Genomic DNA, 14,532 nt, shown 5'->3' on the forward strand with positions numbered 1-14,532 from the left:
ATCTCATCACCACTTCGGATATACTGTGCAAAAACACAATAATGAGTAATGTCATGTCATTAATTGCAACTGGTACGCTAAATAAAATGCGTGCATCTCTGGACGGTGCTGTCAGTTACCGTCTACCTGTTGGTGAGGAAGAAATTGATCTATCGCCGTTTCTGGGTAAAACGCTCACACTGACTCACACGGGCAATATTTTTTGTTGCTCATGTGGTAAGAAAACGAAAAAGAGTTATTCGCAAGGCCATTGTTTTGTCTGTATGAAAAAGCTAGCAAGCTGCGATATGTGCATCATGAAGCCAGAGACTTGCCACTACGACCAAGGGACTTGTCGCGAGCCACAATGGGGCGAAGAGAACTGCATGGTGGATCACTTTGTCTACCTATCCAATACATCCAGCTTAAAAGTTGGTATCACTCGTCACACGCAAATCCCAACTCGTTGGATTGATCAAGGTGCGACTCAGGGTTTGCCAATTTTTAAGGTAAAAACTCGACATATCTCCGGATTAATTGAAGTTGAACTGGCGAAACACATCGCAGATAAAACCAATTGGCGCACACTGCTGAAAGGCGATGGTGAACCAATGGCACTGCAAGATCGTTTTGCTGAGCTATTACCTTTAGTCGAAGACAAGATTGCTGAGATAAAACAGCAATTCGGTGAAGATGCAATTGAAATATTAAGCGAAAGCATTACCGACCTTAGCTATCCGGTGCAACAGCACCCAACTAAGATCACCTCGCATAATTTCGATAAAAACCCGATTGTTACTGGCACTTTGCAAGGCATCAAAGGTCAATACCTCATTTTTGACACTGGCGTGATCAACGTAAGAAAATTCACTTCCTATGAAGCGGAAGTAAGCACCTAGCTGCATATATATATATATAGATGGTTTGTTGAAATAAAAACGAAAAAGCTCGAGTTTGACTCGAGCTTTTTTTTCTATCAGGAAGATATAATCAGTTACGCATCAAGGATGTTTTCTAGTACATCGAACAACATATCGACTTCTTCTATTGTGTTGTAATGCATGCAACCAATTCGTACTACACCACCCGACTCTTCTAGACCAAGTTGACGAACTAAGCCCAGCGCATAAAAGTGGCCGTTCCAAACACAGATGTTGTGTTCTCCCAGCGTTTTCGCGATAAATTCTGGAGAATATCGGTCGAATGTTAGCGCAAAAGTCGGTGTGCGGAGTTGGCTATCTTCTTTCGCAATGCCAAATAGATTGACACCATCTAGTGCACTCAGACGCTGTAAGAAACGCTCACTCAAGCGTTGCTCATGTTGTTCATACAACTGGTAACTTTGTTCCAATCGTTGACGAAGAGGTAAACCGGCTTCACCAAATTGAGCCAGATACTCAACCGCAGCAACGACACCAGCAAGACCTTCAAAACTTTGCGTCCCCGTTTCAAATCGGCCTGGGCCAATATTGGTTGCTGGCTCGACTTTGTACGGACGAATACTGTGCAGCCACTGATCGGCAATGTAAGCAATACCAACGTGCGGGCCGAAAAACTTGTAAGCAGAGCACGCTAAAAAGTCACAACCCAACGCTTGAACATCAACCAAGTGATGCGGCGCGTAATGAACGGCATCCACATAAACTTGTGCCCCGACGTTGTGCGCCATGCTTACTACTCGCTGCACATCCACGATAGAACCAGTCGTATTCGATGCATAGGTCACCGCTACAAGGCGCGTTTTATCAGAAAGAAGACTGCTTAAATGCTCCAAGTCCAACGTACAATCATCTTCGTTGATACGAACCTGATGAACGATAACGCCTTGATCTTCTGCCGCTTGTTGCCAGCTGGACACATTCGAATAGTGGTCCAAAGCAGAAACAATGATCTCATCTCCCTCTTGCCAATCTCGGCTAATCGCACGGCTGAGCTGAAAGGTTAACGATGTCATGTTCGCACCGAAGACGATATTGCCAGATGACGGCGCGTTAAGCAGAGCTTGCGCTGACTCGCGTGCGTTTTGCATCACGTCAACCGTCTTTTGGCTAGAAAAATAATGCCCGCCTAAGTTGGCGTTGAAACGACCTAAATACCCCACCATGCTGTCTAGCACTGATTGAGGTACCTGTGACCCGCCTGGACCATCAAAAAACGTCACAGGTTTGTCGTTATGGTATTGAGCGAGTGCCGGAAACTGCTCTCTGATCAGATTAAGATTGAAGTTCATTGCGCTTATCCGTAGCCGTGAGTACAAACACATCCATATGACCCGCTTCATCATCAATGACAGAACGGATTGGGCACGCGTTGTGCCACAGTTTACTGTCTGCCAATATTGCAACCTCACCCGTTTCTAACACCTTACGGAAAAATGGGGCTTGGTTATGACTGCTGTACAGCATGATGTCGCCACCAATGATGTTATGACGTCCCACGCCAACCATTGCAATGTGATCAAAACCGTCTTGGTGTACACCTTCAGGTGCCACTTGAGTTTCTTCTTCTAGCGCTGTGATTCGGATTTGGTGAATTTCTATTTCCTGGCCGTTAGGCAGATGATTCGCATTGACAAACAATTCGCACATTTCTCGGAAACCATCACTGGTGAGAATATCCTTCTCAATCGGCTCAAATTGTCTTACAACATCACCTTGGAATCGGTTGATATCAGACGATTGAACAAAGCTGTTTTTGTTTAAGTCAATGACTTTGCCATTATCAAAACCAACCACAGAATAACGTCTTAGTCGATACTGACCATCTGCATGCTCGGTACGAGGCAGTTCTTCAAACGATGGGGAAAGCTGCTCAATTGCTGCCATGCTGAGCTGTGTTAAATGCAGAGTATTCTCACGTGAATGTAACATCATTGTCTCCTTTAATGAGGCACATTAATTAACATTTAATTTACACACTAGGTTACGCAAATATTCTGCAATTGCCAGCTTTTAACGTTGATAGCTTCAACAAAATAACAAAAACAACATAACAGACCAATCCAAGGCACAAATACAGAACCATGTTTCAGTTTTGCGCTTTGGCGATATTTGAAACTAGACTTCTCTACTACGAATAGAATTTTATGCTAGAAGTCAACGTTCTTTATCAATCTTTAGTGGGTTCTAATCTATAACCAATTATTCGATCACAATCGTTGTTTATGCTTTTAAAGCACTAAGAATTTCCATACAATCGAGGGAAATGTTCAGCCCTTTTTGGAGCCATAATGAGCGACGTAAAACATTGTAAACTATTAATTCTTGGTTCTGGTCCAGCAGGATACACAGCTGCCGTCTACGCAGCGCGTGCCAACCTAAACCCTGTGCTTGTGACGGGAATGCAACAAGGTGGTCAGCTAACCACCACTACTGAAGTTGAAAACTGGCCCGGCGACGCTGAAGGTCTGACAGGTCCTGCATTGATGGATCGCATGAAAGAGCACGCCGAGCGTTTCGAAACTGAAATCGTGTTTGATCACATCAACGAAGTAGAACTATCACAACGCCCATTTCGTTTAAAAGGCGAATCTGGCGAGTACACATGTGACGCATTGATTATTTCTACAGGTGCATCAGCAAAATACCTTGGCCTTGAGTCTGAAGAAGCATTTAAAGGTCGCGGCGTTTCTGCTTGTGCAACCTGTGACGGTTTCTTCTACCGTAATCAGAAAGTTGCAGTTGTGGGCGGTGGTAACACTGCTGTTGAGGAAGCACTTTACCTATCTAACATTGCGTCAGAAGTTCACCTGATCCACCGCCGCGATTCATTCCGTGCAGAGAAGATCCTTGTGAAACGTCTGATGGATAAAGTTGAAAGCGGTAATATCGTTCTTCATACCGATCGAACTCTCGATGAAGTACTTGGCGACGACATGGGCGTAACTGGCGTTCGTATTAAAGACGTCAACACAGGTGCGACTGAAGACCTTGAAGTGATGGGTGCGTTTATTGCGATCGGCCACCAGCCAAACACACAAATCTTTGAAGGCCAAGTAGACATGAAAGATGGCTACATCATCGTTAAGTCTGGCCTAGAAGGCAACGCGACACAAACTAGCATTGAAGGTGTATTTGCAGCAGGCGACGTTATGGACCATAACTACCGTCAAGCTATCACATCTGCAGGTACAGGTTGTATGGCGGCATTAGATGCTGAGCGTTTCTTAGACTCACTTGGTGACAAATAACTTTTCACATTTGTGTCATATCCTTAAAGCCCAGCGGTATTCCCGCTGGGTTTTCTTTTGTATACTACCGCCTCATTAAAACAATTATCATTAAGCCTTCACGATGGATAAGAAAAAGCAAAGCAGCTTGAATAAGTGGCTGAAGCAACAAAGTAAGTTAGCCAAGCGCTGGCTTATGATTGCGATAGGCCTAGGCGTACTTTCAAGCGTGTTTTTATTGGCTCAAGCAGCCCTGCTCGCCTCCATTCTGCACCAGTTAATCATTGACCAAGTAGACAAAGCCGACCTCATTTGGCATTTTGTTGGGCTTGGTGGCACGGTTATCGGTCGAGCTACTTGTACCTGGGGTCGAGAGCTTGCCGGTTACCGTTGCGGTGAGCAAATTCGAGTTTATATTCGCCAACTCATTTTAGATAAAGTTCATAAACTTGGGCCAGCTTACATCAAAGGCAAACCTGCCGGCAGCTGGGCGACGCTCATCTTAGAGCAGGTAGAAGATATGCAAGATTTCTTCTCTCGCTACTTGCCTCAGATGTCATTATCGGTACTAGTGCCTTTCATTATTTTGGTTGTCGTATTCCCAGTAAACTGGGCGGCAGGCTTGATCTTCCTAGTCACTGCACCACTGGTGCCTATTTTCATGGCACTGGTTGGGATGAAAGCCGCAGAAGCAAACCGCAAAAACTTTAAAGCGATGCAGCGTTTGTCCGGTCACTTTTATGACCGCTTGCAAGCAATGACGACCATTCGCTTATTCGATAGAACAAAATCTGAAACTGAAACTCTGAAGGGTGCTTCGGAAGTCTTTCGTACTCGTACCATGGACGTTCTGAAAATCGCGTTTCTATCTTCTGCGGTTTTAGAGTTTTTCACTTCCATTTCTATCGCAATTACCGCCGTCTACTTTGGCTTTAGTTATATCGGAGAGCTCGATTTCGGCTACTACGGCACAGGTGTTACGCTGTTTGCTGGCTTGTTCATTCTGATTCTTGCGCCAGAGTTTTATCAGCCATTACGTGATTTGGGCACGTTCTACCATGCGAAACAGCAAGCGGTTGGCGCAGCAGAAAGTATTGTCGAGTTTCTAGATTTGGAAGTCGATCAAATCAAAGATGGAACCCAAGCGTTAGATAAAAACAGCCCTATCCATATTGAAGCAGACGAGTTAACCATTTTTAGTCCGGAAGGTAAGCAGCTCGCAGGTCCCCTATCCTTCTCTCTTGAAGCCAACAAAAGTACGGCTTTAGTTGGACCAAGTGGTGCAGGTAAAACAAGCTTGGTAAACACCATCCTCGGTTTCATGCCTTATCAAGGTAGCTTGAAGATTAATGGTTGTGAATTGTCACAACTGGATCTAGCCACATGGCGAGAGGCCGTAAGCTGGATTGGTCAAAACCCAATGCTATTACATGGCAGCATTCGAGATAACGTCACGTTAGGCAAACACAACATTCAAGATGCAGACGTTCATTCTGTTTTGAATGACTCTCATGCTGCTGAATTTGTTGAAATGCATGGGTTGGATTACCCGATATCTGACCGCTCTGGTGGTTTATCTGTCGGTCAAGCCCAGCGTTTAGCGTTGGCTCGCGCTATGCTACAAAATGGTCGTTTTTGGTTATTAGATGAACCGACCGCAAGCTTAGATGCTCGTAGTGAAAAACTCGTCATGGAAGGCATTAACAAGTACGCACATGCCACAACGAATTTGATAATTACTCACCAGTTGGCACCTTTACAAAGCGTATCGCAAATTCTTGTTATGCAGGACGGCCAGATTGTTCAATGTGGTGATTACGACACACTGTCGACAGAAGATGGCTTATTTAAAGACATGTTGGAAGCGAACCTCGCACAACGTGAAACAGACAAGGGGAACTTAGATGCGTGATTTACTCCCTTATCTAAAACTCTATAAGAAACATTGGTTTGGTCTTTCTCTAGGTATGCTATTGGCATTTCTGACCTTAGCTGCATCTATTGGCTTATTAACGCTATCGGGTTGGTTTATTTCAGCCGCTGCGGTGGCAGGCTTGACGGTAGCTCGTGAGACCTTCAACTACATGTTACCAGGTGCTGGGGTACGCGGCGCTGCAATGGCTCGAACCGCAGGTCGATGGGGAGAACGTGTCGTTAGCCACAATGCAACGTTCAAACTGCTTACCGATCTACGTATCTTCTTCTTTAAGAAACTTGCACCACTGATTCCGGGTCGTGTCTCTACGATGCGTGATGCTGATCTGCTCAACCGCCTAGTGGCGGACGTAGATGCGATGGATCACGTTTATCTTCGACTTATCAGCCCTGTCGTGATTGGTATTTTTGGGATACTAAGTTTAACGGCTGTCCTGGCATTTTTTGACTGGCATCTCGCCCTGCTGCTTGGTTCGATTCTTACCGTCATGTTGTTTGTATGGCCGGTGCTGTTCTATAAACTGGGTAAAAACAATGGCGAGAATCTCACTCATCATAAAGCGCAATTGCGAGTGGCGACTCTGGACTGGCTTCAAGGCTACAGCGAACTGAGTATCTTTGGAGCAGAAGAGCGTTATCGCAATCTCATTCTAGAGAAGCAAAAGCAGCTTTTGTCTAATCAGTTTGTGAACGCGAATTTAACGGGCATGGCTTCAGGCCTGCTTATGCTTGTGAACGGTCTTACACTGGTTGTGATGCTTTGGTTTGCTGCAGACGGCGTAGGAGGTCGTGCTCCTGATCCTTGGATTGCGTTGTTTGCATTTGCAACGATGGCAAGTTTTGAAATTTTGATGCCTATTGCGGGCGCGTTCCAGTACCTGGGGCAAACGTTGACTTCTGCTCGTCGTTTAAATGAAGTAATTTTGGCTGAACCGGACGTTGTCTTCCCTGAGCAATCGAAACATAAAGGCACAACGTTAGACATTGAATTCGACAACATTGACTTCACTTACCCTGACGGTCAGCAAAAGGTGCTGAAAGACTTGTCACTCTCACTACCGTTGGGCACTAAAACAGCCATTGTAGGTCAAACAGGTTCAGGTAAATCAACACTCATTCAGCTTCTTTGTCGCTACTGGGATGTAAACCAAGGTGAAGTTCGAATCGGTGGTACAAAGCTGCAAGATTGGAGCGAGTCTGACCTGCGAGAAGCAATGACAGTGGTAAGTCAACGCGTTGATGTACTGAATGGAACACTGCGTGACAACTTACTTATGGCCGCTCCAGAAGCAAGTGATGAGCGACTGTCTGAGATTCTTCAAAAAGTCGAACTTGGTGGCCTTCTTGAGGCTCCAGGGTTAGACGCTTGGTTAGGCGACGGTGGTCGTCAGTTATCTGGTGGAGAGAAACGCCGAATCGGTATCGCTCGCGCATTGCTACGTGATGCGCCAATCCTACTCTTGGATGAACCAACTGAAGGTCTCGATAAGCGTACGGAACAGAAAGTGATGGCGCTTTTCAATGAGCACTTTGCTAATAAGACAGTGATATTCATTACACACCGACTAATAGAATTAGAAAGCATGGATAGCATCTGTTTGATGGAACAAGGTGAGATCATCGAACAAGGCGACCATCCAACGCTACTCGCTCAGAAAGGTCGTTACTACCAGCTATTACAGTCTCTATAATTCGATATTCAGTGACGAGAAGGGCTCATCAAACGATGAGCCCTTTGTTATTCCTGTATTGTTAATTGCCTAGTTAAGTACGTATACAGGGCTGATTTACCGACCTGATTTTTTGAGATAAGCCGCCATTTCATCTTCCGGAACCATCCCTCCACCTGTTGCCCAAACAAGATGCGTTGCGTTTCTGAGTTTTTCTTCGTCAAATTGCATTCGAGACTGATAAGCATGATTATTCGAGACGTGCACTACCCCAACCATACCGGCTAATGCAGAAGGCTCTAGGTTAATGCCTTCTAGTTCACTTAACTCACCCAAGTGGTGATACATATGAGCATCATCAATGGTGTAAAAACCATCAATTAGCCTTTCCATCGCTCTACCGACAAATCCCGACGCACGCCCTACTGCTAATCCATCAGCAGCGGTCATGTTGTCGATACCCAAATCTTGTACCGCAATCTCGTCATGCAAGCCGGTATGCACGCCCAACAACATGCACGGAGAGTGCGTTGGCTCTGCGAAAATACAATGAACATGATCACCAAACGCGACTTTCAAACCAAATGCCACGCCACCAGGCCCACCGCCAACACCACAGGGTAGATAAACAAAGAGCGGATGATGCTCATCAACCACGATTCCCAAGTCATCAAACTGCTGCTTAAGACGCTCACCCGCAACAGAGTAACCTAGAAACAACGTCTGCGAGTTTTCATCATCAATAAAGAAGCAGTTAGGATCTTGCTCTGCTTCTTTACGACCTTGCTCAACGGCAACACCATAGTCTTGCTGGTACTCCACCACTTTGACGCCATGTGATCGGAGCTTATTTTTCTTCCACTCCCGCGCATCAGAAGACATGTGAACCGAGACTGAAAAACCAAGCTTTGCACTCATGATGCCAATGGACATACCGAGGTTACCCGTTGACCCAACAGCAATACTGTACTGCTTAAAAAACTGCCGAAACTCATTGCTGAACAATTTGCTGTAATCATCGGTTTCGCAGAGTAAGCCAGCTTCAAACGCCAACTTTTCGGCATGGGTGAGCACTTCATAAATGCCACCTCTCGCTTTGATAGAACCAGAAATTGGCAGATGACTGTCTTTTTTGAGCATTAAACGACCCAATATTGGCGTGTCGTATTGGTGCTCCAAACGCACTTTCATCTTGGGAACATCCACCACAGAAGACTCAATGATGCCATGCGAAGCTTCCGTTTCGGGAAACGCTTTCATCAAATAAGGCGCAAATCGTGCTAGCCGTTCACTCGCAGCTTGAATATCTTTCTCATCTAGCCCCACATAGGGCAAACCTTCTGCTAAAGAGGTTATGTTTGGGTTAAACCAGCAAACCTCCTTAAGATCGATAAGTGGCGCCAAGAGTGGGAACTGCTTGATCAGCGCTTCAATATTCGCCTTGGTCATTTTACCTTCCTGGAGTGATGTGAGTTGAGATAAACAAAAGCGCCGCAATTGCGACGCTTTCATGAATAACAGTGAATTTGATTTTATGCGTAGTTTTTCTCAAACTCTTGCATAAAATCGACTAACGCTTGTACACCTTCTAGCGGCATGGCGTTATAAATGGAAGCTCGCATACCACCAACGGCTCGGTGCCCTTTCAGTGATTTCAGCCCTTTGGCATCTGCTAGTTCAAGGAACGTCGCATCCAGTTCAGGTTTCGCAAGTTGGAATGGCACATTCATCAAAGAACGGTTTGCTGAGTGCACGCCATTACGGTAGAAATCAGACTGATCGATGTAATCATACAGTAGTGCGGCTTTAGCGCGGTTCACTTGCTCGATCGCTTTTACCCCACCCTGCGCCTTCAACCATTTGAAAACTAGGCCAGACAGGTACCATGCAAAGGTTGGTGGCGTGTTGAACATTGATTCTTTCTCAGCCAGAACAGTGTAATCCAAGATACTTGGCAGTACCTGCTTCGCCATACCTAACAAGTCGTCGCGCACGATAGCGATAGCAATGCCTGAAGGACCAATGTTTTTCTGAGCGCCCGCATAAATCACACCGTATTTCAATACATCAATCTCACGAGAAAGAATCGTCGAAGACATGTCAGCGACGATTGGCTTGTCAGTGACAGGAAGATCGTTAATCTCGATACCGTCAATGGTTTCATTTGGACAGAAATGCACGTAAGCCGCTTCTGGAGCAATTTTCCATTCGTTTGCAGGTAGAACGGCTACTTTTCCGTCGATTTCTGTTTTTGCATCAAATACGTCTGGCTCGCAGTATTTCTTCGCTTCAGCTACCGCACTTTCAGCCCAATAACCGCCGTCGATGTAAGTTGCCGTCTCGGCATCACCAAGTAAGTTTAGAGGAACAGCAGCAAACTGAGCACGAGCACCACCTTGGCAGAACAGCACTTTATAGTTGTCCGGAATATTCAGAAGATCACGTAAATCCTGCTCGGCTTCTTCTGCAACTTTGATGAACTCTTTGCTTCGATGGCTGATTTCCATGACCGAAGTACCAAGGCCTTGCCAATCGATTAGTTCCTGTTGTGCTTGCTGCATAACTGCTTTAGGCAGACCTGCTGGCCCTGCACTGAAGTTAAATACGTTGTCCGTATTTTGTTCCATGATGCTCATTGCTCCTGCTATGTAAATATTACGAAATTAATATCACGTTTTCGCAGCGATAAAAACAAGAAAAGAGGTCTTACGACCTCTTTTTAAAGACTAAGCGTTAAATTGGATTAATTCCGCAACAATACTTGGCTACTGTTGTTGCATCAAGGCGGGCATAAGTAGCGCCACTAATGGGAACTCATGTCCATTTTCGAACTTCAATTTACCGTCACCGATTTCTGCTTTGAGTTGATAACCGCCCTCGACTTTCTCGATCAACTCCATGATGAGCAGCTCATCGATTCCTTCTTGAATAAATGGGTAGTGCGTCACTAATTCGTCAGAGAAGTAAGTACTGAGCTCACCAGTAGTCGCCGTCATCAACTTCATTGGGTCTTGAGTAATGTGGTCAGTACCTTCAGGAATGGATAATTGCCACTCGTTATGGAATTTACCGTCACCAAATGCAAGTGAAAGCTCATTCACGGATAAATCAAAACCTTTGCTAAACAGCGTGTCAACATGCGGCAATAAGCTCGCAATTTCCTGCTCGTCTAACATTGGAGAGCTTTGATAGATAGACATAATTTGGTCAAATGACTGGCTATCCACATCTGCAATTGAGAAATCCAACTTAAAGTTATCGACATCCGTACCATCAGTTAAACGCAGTTTCTTAGCATCTAGGTTCAGCTGACTGTTCAGCTTATCACCAGACTCATTCATCGTAGTGTTGCCGCGGTAACTTGCATTCTCAATCAAAAAGACAGGCGTTAAGTTCGAATCAACCACATCCAGCTTCTCTAGAGAAAAAGATTGCTCACCCAGCCAATAGCCTTTTGCTTGCTTACCTTTACCCTGACCTGTCAATGCATTCAGATGAAGCTCTTCACCGTTTTCAAAATCCACTTGAACAGAAGGAACAGAAACTTGGTAATTGAGATCACCCAATACCGTCACATCTCCTGTCACTTTTGCAGGGCTTGTAGAAACAGAAACACCTTGCGCTTCGTTACGATAATGCCAACTGTCTAGGTCAAGGGTGAATGCCGTATTGCCATTTAGTTGAGTCTGACTATGCATCGTGAGAGGCAAAAAGTCATTGTCCACCAATTTTGAATCTGCTGTTAGGCTTGTTAGACCGTGGCTAACATCACTGGTTACGTCAAACGTCGTTGGCATACCATCACGCTCTAGCTGCGTTTTAAGCTCAGGATCAACAACTGAATAACGAGTCAGCACGACTGAAGACAAATAGCCACGCTGATACTCGACCACTTCGCCTTTAATCATTTCATCATTCATATTGGTAATACCATCTTCAATGATGGACTGACCAATTTGTCCGACAGCCAATGGCCAACACAGCGCTAATGAGATAGCACCACCAATGGCGCCGATTTTTTTAAGATTTTGCATAACGTCACTTATTAGGTATTTTCGGTCAGTCTACCCCAAACCTTCTGCGGAGAAAACATTGAGACAAATCAGACTATTGATGCTTATTCTAGTCCATTAATCAGGAATCATACTTGGCTCCCACTCATCATATCCTTTTATTGTTAAAGTTTGCGTGGCGAAGTTTTAACCGGAGCTAAAACATCTGTGAATCGTTATGCTGTGTTGTGTCTCGACAACAACCCAATCAGTGCTGAACAGTTTCGATTGGAGCTGTCTGCCTTCTCAAGTAAGTTTGATATTTTTTCTGTCGAATCGATAGAAGAGGCTCAAAGCGCTTTAGAGTATCTAGAGGAAAGAGAGCAGACTGTTGCTTTAGTTATAGCGAGCCATCACGCTCATTTTAATGGCGTGGATTTTCTTATTGGTTTAGACCGGATGCCGCATACCGAGCAAGCAAGAAAAGTTCTTATTAGCTGCTCGTCTGATATCGACGCAATTCTCACTGCCGTTAATGAGGGCAGGCTCGACCACTGCCTCACTAAACCTTTGCCAGATCACGTCTTATTTAACACAGTGCAAAAAGAGCTGACCCAATTTATATTGCGAAACGGTAAAGAAGACCTGCTAAGTTACAGTCAGATATTGGATCATCACAGCTTGTTGCGAGCGCACATCAATAATCAGATGAGCCATTATCAAGCGGGCTTTTTACACGACTACCACTCGATGTCTGATGCTGAGTTAGCCGAGCAAGTGATCTCAGCTCTCCAACAGTTCTTTAAAGACAATGACGAAACAAGAGCCTGCCGCACCTATTCAACTGAACACTTATTAACCGTAGAAGGCGAGCCAAATAGCTTCTTGTGGTTTATCACCGATGGTGAAGTGGCTCTGTACAAGCGCGATGAGCAAGGCATGCAGCGAGAGGTTGTACGCCATAACAAAGGTAATATTGTCGGAGGCATGTCGTTTGTTACTGGAGAATGTTCTTTCTCGACAGCCCTAACGCTGACAAAGACAGAGGTCATCAAACTCGATCGCAACGTATTCAATAAAGTGATGCAAAGCGACTCAAACTTACTGCCTCTTTTTACAAACTTGCTCTTACGCCACTTCAACCGCCGGTTACAAAGAAGCATCAACACTAAGCTGCAACTTCAAAAAACGCTCGAATCGCTGGAGTCTGCCCACCAGCAACTCATTGAAAGAGAAAAAATGGCAATGCTCGGCCAGTTGGTTGCGGGCGTGGCGCATGAACTAAATAATCCGATAGCAGCGATATTGAGGGGCGTAGAAAATTTAACTCATACGCTAGAACGATTACTTAACGAAATACCCAGTTCCGATATACAAACCAAAGGCATTGAGTTGTTGAGCAAAGCTCAAACCGCAAAACCCGCTTCAACCGCTGAGCTCAGATCACGCGTTAAAGCACTTAATCATGCCCTTCCAGACCGAACACTGGCAAAGAAAGTGGTGAACCTTGGGCTAGAGTCAGATCACGAGTTACTCACTCAACTAACGAAAAAACAGCAAATATCTTCTCATGTTCTCGATACTCTTGAGCAATACCACAAAGCAGGTTCTACTCTTCGCTCAATTAACGTCTGTGCTGCGCGAATTGCAGATATGGTGAAAAGCCTTAAAGGTTACGCACGCTCAGATGATGAGACCCAGCACTATGCTGATATTCATGAAGGTATTGAAGACACCTTGGTGATCTTCGAAAACAAACTAAAAATGCATCAGGTTTCCACTAATTACGCGGATTTACCTCCTATCCTTTGTCAACCAATCGCGCTCCAACAGGTATGGACGAATTTGGTCTCTAACGCCATTGATGCATTTCCGGAAAAAGGCGTTTTAAAAATACAAACACGTCTTGCAGAAAAAGATCATACACATTATGCCGTTATCTCGTTTGAAGATAATGGGTGTGGCATTCCTGATTCGCAAAGAGAAGCCATTTTCGAGCTCAACTTCACGACGAAAAAAGAAGGCAACTTTGGTTTAGGCATTGGACTGTCCATCTGCCAGCAAATCGTGACAGCACATAAAGGATGGATTGACGTCGAATCAGAGCTCGACAAGTTCACACGAATGACAGTCTGGTTACCAGTCATCGAAAAAGGAGATGAAATATGACCAAGTATTTAATTTTATGTGTCGATGACGAACGAGAAGTCTTGGATAGCGTGCTCCAGGATCTCGCTCCCTTTGAGGAACATTTTATTGTCGAGGGAGCGGAATCAGTCACTGAAGCAAGGCAAGTGATCGAGGAGATGGCGGAAGAGGAAGTTCAGCTTGCGCTCATTTTATGCGACCACATTATGCCGGAGCAAACTGGGATTAGCTTCTTAATCGAACTCAGTCAAAATGGTGACACAAAAGCAGCCCGCAAAGTCTTACTTACAGGACAAGCCGGCTTAGAAGACACCGTTGAGGCCGTCAATAACGCAAGTCTGGACTATTACATAGCCAAACCATGGAGAGGTGAAGAGTTGAGAAAAGCAATCGTGTCTCAGCTTACTGCTTTTATGATTGCAAATGATGATAACTTACTATCTTGGACTCAAGTCCTTGATTCTGAGGCGATCCTCAATGCCATGGCTGAACGCAGAGCAAGCTTCGGCGAGTAATATGCGTGGCTCTAGCTTGAATGTCACCAAAGCCAGCTGATCCACGTTATTTCGCGCAATAGCGCGAGTATGGAAAAGCATCACTATTTATCCGATTGATGCTCTTAGACGTTATGTATATGGCG

At 45.0% G+C, this 14,532-nt stretch carries 11 protein-coding genes; 6 read left to right on the forward strand and 5 right to left on the reverse strand.

Annotated elements, in window-relative coordinates:
* Positions 1–53: 53 nt before the first annotated feature.
* Positions 54–878, forward strand: coding sequence for a DUF2797 domain-containing protein (locus VEA_RS10990; RefSeq protein ID WP_012841918.1), 825 nt, complete (start codon positions 54–56; stop codon positions 876–878).
* Between the two features lie 95 nt (positions 879–973).
* On the opposite strand, the gene VEA_RS10995 is transcribed toward VEA_RS10990, so the two are convergent.
* Entirely contained in the window at positions 974–2,209 is a 1,236-nt protein-coding gene (locus VEA_RS10995; protein ID WP_006742611.1) for a cysteine desulfurase-like protein, read from the reverse strand.
* Positions 2,193–2,849 carry a 2OG-Fe dioxygenase family protein gene (locus VEA_RS11000; protein WP_005393193.1) on the reverse strand — a complete coding sequence of 219 codons (657 nt, stop codon included), beginning with the start codon at positions 2,847–2,849 and terminating at the stop codon, positions 2,193–2,195. The genes VEA_RS10995 and VEA_RS11000 overlap by 17 nt, the downstream gene beginning before the upstream one ends.
* Before the next feature lie 359 nt (positions 2,850–3,208).
* On the opposite strand from VEA_RS11000, the gene trxB reads away from it, so the two are divergent.
* From trxB to cydC, 3 genes are all read left to right on the forward strand, one after another.
* Positions 3,209–4,168, forward strand: a complete 960-nt coding sequence (gene trxB, locus VEA_RS11005; protein ID WP_006742613.1) for a thioredoxin-disulfide reductase — start codon at positions 3,209–3,211, stop codon at positions 4,166–4,168.
* A 103-nt stretch (positions 4,169–4,271) separates the two neighbouring features.
* Entirely contained in the window at positions 4,272–6,059 is a 1,788-nt protein-coding gene (gene cydD / locus VEA_RS11010) for a heme ABC transporter permease/ATP-binding protein CydD (protein WP_006742614.1), read from the forward strand.
* The gene (gene cydC / locus VEA_RS11015; protein ID WP_006742615.1) at positions 6,052–7,773 is read left to right on the forward strand and encodes a heme ABC transporter ATP-binding protein/permease CydC; all 1,722 of its coding nucleotides are present in this window, start codon (positions 6,052–6,054) and stop codon (positions 7,771–7,773) included. The genes cydD and cydC overlap by 8 nt, the downstream gene beginning before the upstream one ends.
* Positions 7,774–7,869: 96 nt before the next feature.
* Here the strand turns inward: cydC and VEA_RS11020 are convergent, their stop codons facing one another.
* From VEA_RS11020 to VEA_RS11030, 3 genes are all read right to left on the reverse strand, one after another.
* On the reverse strand, positions 7,870–9,201 hold the full coding sequence (locus tag VEA_RS11020; protein WP_012841919.1) for a D-serine ammonia-lyase: 1,332 nt from the start codon (positions 9,199–9,201) through the stop codon (positions 7,870–7,872).
* Between the two features lie 83 nt (positions 9,202–9,284).
* Entirely contained in the window at positions 9,285–10,379 is a 1,095-nt protein-coding gene (gene serC, locus VEA_RS11025) for a 3-phosphoserine/phosphohydroxythreonine transaminase (protein ID WP_012841920.1), read from the reverse strand.
* Between the two features lie 138 nt (positions 10,380–10,517).
* On the reverse strand, positions 10,518–11,786 hold the full coding sequence (locus VEA_RS11030; protein WP_006742618.1) for a DUF945 family protein: 1,269 nt from the start codon (positions 11,784–11,786) through the stop codon (positions 10,518–10,520).
* A gap of 186 nt (positions 11,787–11,972) precedes the next feature.
* Between VEA_RS11030 and VEA_RS11035 the strand changes: the two genes are divergently transcribed.
* Positions 11,973–13,913, forward strand: coding sequence for an ATP-binding protein (locus tag VEA_RS11035; protein WP_006742619.1), 1,941 nt, complete (start codon positions 11,973–11,975; stop codon positions 13,911–13,913).
* Complete coding sequence (locus VEA_RS11040) at positions 13,910–14,407, forward strand: response regulator (protein ID WP_012841921.1); 498 nt, start codon at positions 13,910–13,912, stop codon at positions 14,405–14,407. Before VEA_RS11035 ends, VEA_RS11040 begins: the two co-directional genes overlap by 4 nt.
* Positions 14,408–14,532 lie beyond the last annotated feature (125 nt).

The organism is Vibrio antiquarius, from assembly GCF_000024825.1.
Taxonomy (GTDB): domain Bacteria; phylum Pseudomonadota; class Gammaproteobacteria; order Enterobacterales; family Vibrionaceae; genus Vibrio; species Vibrio diabolicus.